At 68.1% G+C, this 7989-nt stretch carries 8 protein-coding genes; 1 reads left to right on the top strand and 7 read right to left on the bottom strand.

What is annotated here, in order from left to right; genetic code table 11:
- The 4 genes from ACNPM4_RS18270 to ACNPM4_RS18285 all read right to left on the bottom strand — a co-directional run.
- Positions 1-1283: ABC transporter ATP-binding protein/permease (locus ACNPM4_RS18270; RefSeq protein WP_448986641.1), on the bottom strand; the 1283-nt coding region annotated here is incomplete at its 3' end.
- Positions 1280-2308 (bottom strand): cytochrome d ubiquinol oxidase subunit II, encoded by a 1029-nt coding sequence (gene cydB / locus ACNPM4_RS18275; protein ID WP_029262438.1) that lies wholly within the window; start codon positions 2306-2308, stop codon positions 1280-1282. The genes ACNPM4_RS18270 and cydB, both read right to left, overlap by 4 nt.
- A gap of 14 nt (positions 2309-2322) precedes the next feature.
- Positions 2323-3738: a cytochrome ubiquinol oxidase subunit I gene (locus ACNPM4_RS18280; protein ID WP_029262439.1), complete on the bottom strand. Its 1416-nt coding sequence runs from the start codon at positions 3736-3738 to the stop codon at positions 2323-2325.
- Positions 3725-4441 carry an ArsR family transcriptional regulator gene (locus ACNPM4_RS18285; RefSeq protein WP_417507015.1) on the bottom strand — a complete coding sequence of 239 codons (717 nt, stop codon included), beginning with the start codon at positions 4439-4441 and terminating at the stop codon, positions 3725-3727. Before ACNPM4_RS18285 ends, ACNPM4_RS18280 begins: the two co-directional genes overlap by 14 nt.
- A gap of 100 nt (positions 4442-4541) precedes the next feature.
- Between ACNPM4_RS18285 and radA the strand changes: the two genes are divergently transcribed.
- Entirely contained in the window at positions 4542-5909 is a 1368-nt protein-coding gene (gene radA, locus ACNPM4_RS18290) for a DNA repair protein RadA (protein WP_105711931.1), read from the top strand.
- A 42-nt stretch (positions 5910-5951) separates the two neighbouring features.
- Here radA and ACNPM4_RS18295 read toward each other — a convergent pair whose 3' ends face one another.
- The 3 genes from ACNPM4_RS18295 to ACNPM4_RS18305 form a co-directional block, all read right to left on the bottom strand.
- Positions 5952-6362, bottom strand: a complete 411-nt coding sequence (locus ACNPM4_RS18295) for a hypothetical protein (RefSeq protein ID WP_029262442.1) — start codon at positions 6360-6362, stop codon at positions 5952-5954.
- A gap of 356 nt (positions 6363-6718) precedes the next feature.
- Positions 6719-7363, bottom strand: coding sequence for a hypothetical protein (locus ACNPM4_RS18300; protein WP_448986642.1), 645 nt, complete (start codon positions 7361-7363; stop codon positions 6719-6721).
- A 66-nt stretch (positions 7364-7429) separates the two neighbouring features.
- Positions 7430-7930 (bottom strand): amino-acid N-acetyltransferase, encoded by a 501-nt coding sequence (locus tag ACNPM4_RS18305; RefSeq protein ID WP_029262444.1) that lies wholly within the window; start codon positions 7928-7930, stop codon positions 7430-7432.
- Positions 7931-7989 lie beyond the last annotated feature (59 nt).

Below are 7989 nucleotides of genomic sequence, written 5' to 3' on the forward strand. Positions count from 1 at the left end.
GGAGTCTGCCCAGCCCAGGCGAGCCACGCCGCCGGGGAGAGCTCGCGAACGTCGCTCCCGGCGAAGGCGGCCGTCCCGTCGAAGGCGGCTGCTCCCCGGAGAGCCGCGAGCAGCGACGACTTCCCCGCCCCGCTCGGTCCCTCGATCAGCGTGATCGTCCCCGGCTCGGCGGTAAACGACACAGGCGGCAGATCGCGCACGCCCAGCCCTTCGACCACGAGGTTGCCCTGGTGCGCTGTTCGCAACTCCTCAGAATCTTCACCACGAGAGGCCAGCACGGCTCCCGAACGCTGTTTCAGCGGAGTTCTTGAGGAGTTATGACCGCCCTGCACCCGGGCCCGCGCCGCGTCGAGCACCTCGAACACGTCCTCGGTCGCCGCCACCCCCTCGGCGGCCGCGTGGAACTGCACCCCCACCTGTCGGATCGGCAGGAACGCCTCGGGTGCGAGCAGCAGCACGAACAGCCCGACCTCGAGCGTCAGGTCGCCCGACAGCAGCCGGAACCCGACCGACACCGCGATCAGCGCGACCGCGAGCGAGGCCAGCAGTTCCATCGCGAAGCCGGACAGGAACGAGAACCGCAGCACCTTCATGGTCTCGCGGCGGTACTCGTCGGCGGTGACCTCGATGCGGTCGGCAGCGCGCCGCTCACGCCCGAACAGCCGCAGCGTCGACAGTCCCTGCACGGTGTCGGCGAAGCGGGCGGCGAGGCGCTGCAGCGTCTGCCACTGCCGGGTCTGCACCGTGCGGGTCGCCATCCCGATCAGGATGAGGAACAGCGGGATCAGCGGCAGGGTGATGATCGCGGTCAGCCCGCTCGGCCAGTCCTGCCACCACATCACGGCCACCACCACCGGCGTCGCGATCACGGTCAGCACGAGCTGCGGGATGTACCGGGCGAAGTACGCGTCGAGCGCTTCCAGTCCGTGTCCCGCGGTCACGGCGAGCTCGGTCTGGTTCCGCCGCGCGAGCCACCCCGGCCCCAGTCGACCGACCGCCGAGATCAGGGCCGAGCGCAGCTGCATCCCGGTCTTCGCGGCGGCCCGGGTGCCCGCGGCATCCGAGGCGGTGATCAGCAGCCCGCGCAGCAGCGCCGTGAGCAGCAACCAGATCAGGGATGCCGAGACGTCACGCCCCGCGATCGCCCCGGTGACGGCATCCGTCAGCAGCCAGGCGAAGACGATCACGACCGCCGTCTGGACGACGCCGATCAACGCGGACGCCGCGAGGAACCCCCTCGCGGCACCCGCGTAGCGCAGCAGTCTCGGATCGACGGGTTTCACGCGTGCGCCGGAGCCCCCTCGATGGACTTCCGGGTGACGCGCTTACGGAACACCCAGTAGGTCCACGCCTGGTACGCGAGCACGAGCGGCATCGCGATCAGGGCGGTCCAGCTCATGATCTGCAGCGTATACGGGGTGCTGGATGCGTTGGCGATCGTGAGACTGTAGGCCGGGTCGATCGTCGACGGCATCACGAACGGGAACAGGGCGGCGAACAGCATCACCACGGCGAACAGCACCGTGAGCATGCCGGAGAAGAACGCCCAGCCGTCGCGCCGAACGAGCGAGAGCCCGACAGCTGCGATGAGACTGACCGCCGCGAGCGCACCGGCACCGATGACGAGCCAGAGCAGCGGAGCCTCGCGCCCCATCGCGATCGCGACCGTCCAGATCACCGTTGCGGCCGCCACGAGGATGGTCGGGATGGCCGCCCTCTTCGCCAGACGCCGCGCATCCTCGTGCACCTGACCGTCGGTCTTGAGCGCGACGAACAGCACGCCGTGCAGGAAGAACAGCAGCAGCGTGGTGACGCCGACCAGCAGAGCGTACGGGTTCAGCAGCGCGAAGAAGCCGCCGACGTAGATGTGGTTCTCGTCGATCGCGACGCCCTGCACGATGTTGCCGAAGGCGACGCCCCACAGCAGCGCCGGCACGACCGAGCCGATCACGATCATCCGGTCGAAGCCGGCCTTCCACTTCGCGCTGTCGCGCTGGTGCCGGTACTCGAACGAGACGCCGCGCAGGATCAGCGCGAGCAGGATCAGCAGCAGCGGCAGGTAGAACCCGCTGAACAGCGTCGCGTACCACTCGGGGAACGACGCGAACAGCACGGCGCCGGCGACGATGACCCAGGTCTCGTTGAGATCCCAGACCGGACCGATCGTGTTGATGACCTGACGGCGCGAGACGTCGTCCTTGCCGAGGAACGGCAGCGACATGCCGACTCCGAAGTCGAACCCGTCGAGCACGAAGTAGCCCACGAAGAAGAAGGCGACGATGAAGAACCAGAGTGTTGCGAGATCCATGATGCTCCTCCCTCTCAGTAGACGACCGACGGCAGCTGGGCCGTCTCCTCGTGCGGTTGCTCGTCGGTGTCCGGTCCCTTCTGCGCGGCCCGGATGATGAGGCGGATCTCGACGACGGCGAGCGCCGCGTAGATCGCCGTGAACGAGATCAGCGAGATCAGCACCTCGAGGCCGCTGACTCCCGGCGAGACACCGTCCTGGGTGGTCATCAACCCGAACACGATCCAGGGCTGTCTGCCCATCTCGGTGAAGACCCAGCCCATGATGTTGGCGGCGAGCGCGAGCGGGAACGACCAGATCGCAAGCTTCCACATCCACTGCGCCGGGGGCTTCTTGGCGCCCTTGCGGGTGAGCCAGAGGCCGGCGACGGCGACGAGTGCGGCCGCGATGCCCAGGCCGATCATCCAGCGGAACGCCCAGTACGTGATCCACAGGACCGGGGCGAAGTCCTCGAGCCCCGTCGCGGCGTACGTCTGGGCGTACTCGGCGTTCAGGTCGTTGATACCGTGCACGCACGCGTCGAGCGTGTGCGTCGACAGCAGCGACAGCAGGTACGGCACCCGGATCGAGAACAGCTCGGAGCTGCCGTCCGGCGTGCCCAGGGTGAAGAGGCTGAAGGAGGCATCCGGTCCGCAGACCGTGTTGAACGTCGCCTCCGCTGCCGCCATCTTCATCGGCTGCGCGGCGTACATCGCGAGTCCGAGCTGGTCTCCCGTGAGCACGACCCCGGCGGTCGAGACGATCATCGCCCACAGCCCGAACTTGAGCGAGATGCGCATCGTGTCGAAGTGCTGGCCGCGCGAGAGATGCCAGGCCGACACCGAGATGACGACACCGGCGGCGAACATGAACGCGCCGAAGATCGTGTGCGGGAACGCGGCGAGCGCGACGGGGTTGGTCAGCAGCGCCCAGAAGTCCGTCAGCTCGGCACGGTTGGTCGCCTCGTTGAAGGTGTAGCCGACCGGGTTCTGCATGAACGCGTTGGCCGCGATGATGAAGTACGCCGAGAGGATGCTGCCGATCGAGACGCACCAGATCGTGGCGAGGTGCAGCTTCTGCGGGAGCTTGTCCCAACCGAAGATCCACAGTCCGATGAACGTCGCCTCGAAGAAGAAGGCGAGGAGGCCCTCGAAGGCGAGCGGGGCGCCGAACACGTCGCCGACGAAGCGGGAGTAGTCCGACCAGTTCATGCCGAACTGGAACTCCTGCACGATGCCGGTGACGACGCCCATGGCGAAGTTGATCAGGAAGATCTTGCCGAAGAAGCGGGTCAGGTGCAGGTACTGGACCTTGCCGGTGCGCACCCACGCGGTCTGGAAGATCGCGGCCACCAGGGCCATGCCGATCGTCAGCGGAACGAAGAGGTAGTGGTAGACGGTCGTCAGCCCGAACTGCCATCGGGCGAGAGCGAGCGGATCAAGCCATTCCATGCGCTACTCCTGTTCTGTGAGGCCGTTGCCCCGCGCCGTGACGCCGCAGCGTCGTTCCCTCGGCCATCCGCGCCGTGGCGTCGCGCAGCTGGACGGTGCAATCCGATGCGAGGACCGCGTCGCGGACGCACTCGGCTTCGAGTGGTCCGCCGGCCTCGTTCAGCACGCTCTGCATGAGCTCGAGATGCACGCGGCACAGCATCGGACGGTCCTCGGACCGACTGGCCGCATGCGGGCACGGGCTGAGGTCGACCGAGAGGCTGCCGTCGTCGACGACCGGCTCGAAGCCGCTCTCCTCCAGGTGCTCCACCAGCGCGTCGAGCTGATACGTGGCCTCACGGCCGAGGTCGGACGCCGCGTCGGGAATCATGCTGCGCATCAGGTCGCCCCGACGCGCAGCCGCCTTGGCCTTGTCGCGCGCCACCGGGCTGGACGCGCCCGGCGCGCCCGTGGCTGCCCGGTAGAGGGTGCGCGGTCGTCCGCGCGTCTTGCGGTGCTCGACGGTCGGGATGACGTGGCCGCCTTCGATCAGGCGCTGCAGGTGCTCGCGGACCGTGTTGGGATGCAGACCCGTGGCCTCGCACAGCTCCGCGATCGTCAGTTCGGCGCGCGCCCTCGTGCTTCCCGCCTCGAAGAGCAGGTGCAGGATCTGCACCCGGGAGTAGCTCGATATCGGCCCGCAAACGGACCCGCCGTTGGCCATGGTCCCAGTATCCCGTGATACCGGGACTTTGCACCGGTGTCCGGCCGTGAATAAACACCTGGTCGATAGGGATGTCCGATCCCGGCGATAGCCTGGCAGCATGGCCACCCGAAAACCCGCTCCTCCAGCCTACGTCTGCACGGAATGCGGGTGGACCACCGCCAAGTGGGTCGGCCGCTGCGGCGAATGCCAGCAGTGGGGCACGGTTCAGGAGCAGGCAGCGCAGACCGGCATCCTCCGACGCGTCGGCCCCGTCGCTCCGACGGCGGATCGCGCGGCACGACCGATCACGCAGATCACGACGCAGGATGCTCCGCGGCGCTCGAGCGGCGTCGGGGAGTTCGACCGGGTGCTCGGCGGCGGCATCGTGCCCGGAGCCGCGATCCTGCTCAGCGGCGAGCCGGGCGTCGGCAAATCGACCCTGCTGCTCGAGGTCGCGGCCCAGGCGGCTCGCGGCGGTCGCCGTGTCCTGTACGCCAGTGCCGAGGAGTCGCCGGGCCAGGTGCGCCTGCGCGCCGAACGTACCGGCGCCCTGCACGACGAGCTGTACCTGGCGAGCGAGACCGACCTGGCGACCATCCTCGGCCACATCGACGAGGTCAAGCCGCAGCTCGTGATCGTCGACTCGGTGCAGACCGTCTCGTCGTCGCTTATCGACGGTGCCGCCGGGCAGCCGAGCCAGGTGCGCGAGGTCGCGGCGACACTGATCCGCATCGCGAAGGACCGCGATCTGCCGATCATCATCGTCGGCCACGTGACGAAAGACGGCCAGGTCGCCGGCCCCCGCGTGCTCGAGCACCTGGTCGACGTGGTGTGCCATTTCGAGGGCGACCGGCAGACGTCGCTGCGCTTCATCCGCGCGCTCAAGAACCGCTTCGGTCCGACCGACGAGGTCGGCTGCTTCGAGATGACGGGTGACGGAATCGCCGAAGTCCCCGACCCTTCTGGGCTCTTCCTCTCGCAGGGTGCCACCGAGCCGGGAACCTGCGTCGCGATCTCCCTCGAGGGGCGCCGCGCGCTTCCCGTCGAGGTGCAAGCACTCACGGTGCCCAGCAACGCTCCGAATCCCCGCCGCATCGTGCACGGGGTCGACTCGTCGCGCGTGGCGATGGTGCTGGCGATCCTCGAACGGCGCGCGAACATCAAGACGAGCACGCTCGACGTCTACGTGTCGACCGTGGGCGGCGTGCGCTTCACCGAACCGGCCGCCGACCTCGCGATCGCCATCGCCGTGGCCGGCTCCATCCAGCAGTTCTCGGTGCCGCGCACGGTCGCCGCCGTCGGCGAGCTCAGCCTCGCGGGTGAGATCCGTCCGGTCACCCAAGCGGCGCAACGTCGATCCGAGGCCGCTCGTCTCGGTTACGAGCAGGTCGTCGACGACCGATCGAAGACCCTCCGCGCCGCGCTCGGCGATGTCCGCGCCCGCAACACGTCACGCCGTTCCGATCGCGACGTTCCGCCGTTCTGATAGACCCCGGCGGGTCGCTACAGCCCCCGAGGGTCTCGGCTCTCAGGCGTCGAGCGCCTTGAGCAGCTCGACCGGGTCCGCCTGCATCGGATGCGGGCCCGCGATGTCGAGGAACACGGTCGTGATCGGATGCGCCGCCAGGAAGCTCCGGAGCCAGTCTGACGTGTAGATGCCCACGCCGGGCGGGAGGTTGGCGGGCTTGTTCTTCGCGTCACTGAACAGCAGCAGTGCGAGGTCGCCGGTGTTCGCGTCACGGTAGGTCCATACCTCTCCGCTGTCGAGCGGATTGTCGCGGGCTCCCGGCTTGATCAGCGGCACGACCGTGGTGCCGTTACGGAGGGCGAGGGCGACCGCTGCGACGTCCTGCTTCTCGAGCGCCAGGGCCAGAGCCTCCGAACGGAAGTCCTCGGGGGCGGGCTTCTTCTTCCCGGGTTTCGCCTTTTTCGCTGCCATGCATCCAGCTTATGCAGACGGCGAGGCGCCGCGCGCGGGATCGACAGCGGAGACGTAAGGGGCCCTCTCGAGTCCTCCATTGGGGACTGGGGTACTCGAGAGGGCCCTCGGACTCTCGGTGCGGCGATGTCGAAGCGCTGGGGACGCTGTAGTTCGACGCCACTGGGGATGGCATGTTGCCGCATGATGCGGAGAGTCACCTCAATGGTATCCCAAAGATCCGCACCTGTCTGCCTCAGACAGCCGAGGATGCCAAGGTCGCGCCTTTCCGCATGGGAAGCCGCTCGACGCGACGCATTTCGAAGGCGCTGCGGCGCGATCACTTCGAAGTGCGAACAGCGAACTCGAACGACGGATCAGTACAGGAGGATCTGCGCGGTCGTGAGGCTCGTGAATCCGCCGATGGAAACCTCGACGTGGTACGAGGCTCCCCCGCCGGGAGCGCGCTGACGGTTCTCCTGGTCGCAGGTCTCGACGCTCGAGCGGGTGCGATCCCAGGTCACCGGGTCTTTGCTGGTGACGGTCGTGCCGGCGGTGAGCGTCGCGATCATGCTGCTCGGGTTCTCCTGGCAGTCCGTCGACCGCCACCAGACGTCGGCGCCGCTGGAGATCGTGAAGACCTGCGTCGTCGAGCCGACGTCGAGCGTGCAGTCCTTCGTGCCCTTGTTGGTCAAGGAGATGGAGAGCTTCGGCAGGACACCCGCGGCATAGGTCTCCGCATCCGTGACCGCCGAGACCTCGACGTCTTTCGCCTCGCAGGCGACGATCGCCGGCGTCTGCTCGGACGAAGGGCTCGGCGACGGCGACTCGGCGTCGGTCGTCGGGGTCGTGGTGGGTGTCTGCGACGACGAGGATGTCGGCTTCGGAGAGGCATCCGCGGCTGCCCAGGGCTTCGCGATCAGGAGCCAGATCCCGATGCCGATCGCGGCGACGAGCAGGATGAGCCCGATCACCACGACCAGTCGCCGACGACGATAGACGGCAGCGGAAGGACGGGGCATGGTTCCAGGTTAAGCGATCGTGCCCGTGCAGCCTGGGAGGCCGCGGCGGTGGTCTGCGGTGCGCCCTCAGAGCACCTTGAGCATGCGCGTGTTGCCGAGCGTGTTCGGCTTGACGTGCGCGAGATCGAGGAACTCCTCGACACCCGCGTCACCGCTGCGCAGCAGCTGGGAGTACACGTCGGGGTCGACGACCTGCTCGCCGATCGGAGTGAAGCCGCGGCGGCTGAAGAACTCGACCTCGAACGTGAGGCAGAACAGGCGCGACAGCCCGAGCGTGCGCGCGTTCTCCTCGAGACGATCGACGATGGCCCGGCCGACCCCGTGGTGCAGCCAGTCATCCTGCACGAGCAGGGTGCGCACCTCGCCGAGGTCTTCCCAGAACACGTGCAGCGCGCCGCATCCGATCAGCACCCCGTCAGCCTCGGCGACGACGAACTCCTGCACCGCGCCGTAGAGCACCGCCAGGTCTTTGCCGAGCAGGATGCGCTGCTCCACGAGGGGCTGCAGCAGGTTGCGGATGCCGACGATGTCGGCACTGCGCGCCGGTCGGACGATGTACTCGCTCACGGGACAAGCCTAGAACCCACGACCCGTCGCCGCCTGTGCCGGACACAGGAAAGGGGGGG

This window comes from Microbacterium umsixpiens, assembly GCF_053543675.1.

Bases quoted from the DNA above. Each gene is read 5' to 3' on its own strand.
- cydB (WP_029262438.1), bottom strand. From the start codon at position 2,308: ATGGATCTCGCAACACTCTGGTTCTTCATCGTCGCCTTCTTCTTCGTG.
- ACNPM4_RS18280 (WP_029262439.1), bottom strand. From the start codon at position 3,738: ATGGAATGGCTTGATCCGCTCGCTCTCGCCCGATGGCAGTTCGGGCTG.
- ACNPM4_RS18285 (WP_417507015.1), bottom strand. From the start codon at position 4,441: ATGGCCAACGGCGGGTCCGTTTGCGGGCCGATATCGAGCTACTCCCGG.
- radA (WP_105711931.1), top strand. From the start codon at position 4,542: ATGGCCACCCGAAAACCCGCTCCTCCAGCCTACGTCTGCACGGAATGC.
- ACNPM4_RS18295 (WP_029262442.1), bottom strand. From the start codon at position 6,362: ATGGCAGCGAAAAAGGCGAAACCCGGGAAGAAGAAGCCCGCCCCCGAG.
- ACNPM4_RS18300 (WP_448986642.1), bottom strand. From the start codon at position 7,363: ATGCCCCGTCCTTCCGCTGCCGTCTATCGTCGTCGGCGACTGGTCGTG.